This is a genomic window from Cupriavidus sp. FW305-F7 (genome assembly GCF_058782875.1).
On the sequence record NZ_JBYSYC010000143.1, the window covers coordinates 1 to 620 of the forward strand.

General features: G+C 62.1%; 1 protein-coding gene. It reads left to right on the forward strand.

Going from position 1 to position 620, the window contains the following annotated elements; all coding sequences use genetic code 11:
- Positions 1–21: 21 nt before the first annotated feature.
- The coding region (locus AC3WL8_RS39995; RefSeq protein WP_492380269.1) for a molybdopterin cofactor-binding domain-containing protein at positions 22–620 on the forward strand (599 nt) is incomplete at its 3' end.

Consider the following 620-nt stretch of genomic DNA (forward strand, 5'->3'; position numbering starts at 1 on the left):
GCGCCGATTTGCACCTTTGCGATGGAAAGCCTGCTGACCAGGGCGGCAGAGCAGCTCAAGATCGACCCGGTCGAAATCAGGAAGCGCAACCTCATTACCAGGGAAGACCTTCCATACACCAATGCCGTCGGCGTGACCCACGATACGGCAAGCAACGTGGAGTGCCTGGAACAGGCGCTCGAACGCTCAGGGTTCATTGCCTTCCGCCAGGAAAAATCCGGGAAGCTGGGCCCCGACGGAAAATTGCGCGGCATGGGCCTGGCGTGCATGGCCGACCATACCGGACAGGGTACCTCCATCACTCGCATGCGCGGGCAGGCATCGCGATGGCCGGGTTACGACGGCGCGCTCGTGAAAATCGAACCGGATGGCAACGCAAGCGTCCACCTGAGTGTCGCGTCGCAGGGACAAGGGCATGCGACGGTATTCGCCCAGCTGGCTGCGGATACGCTAGGCCTCAACATCGAGGATGTCACGGTGGAATCCTCCGATACCGCAAACGTTCCATTCGGAACAGGCGCCGGCGCCAGCCGCGGTGCCGTGGTGGCCGGCGGAGCTGTCATCAAGGCATGCACGCGCCTTGCGGAGAAGATGAAGCGAATCGCAGGATACCAACTGGA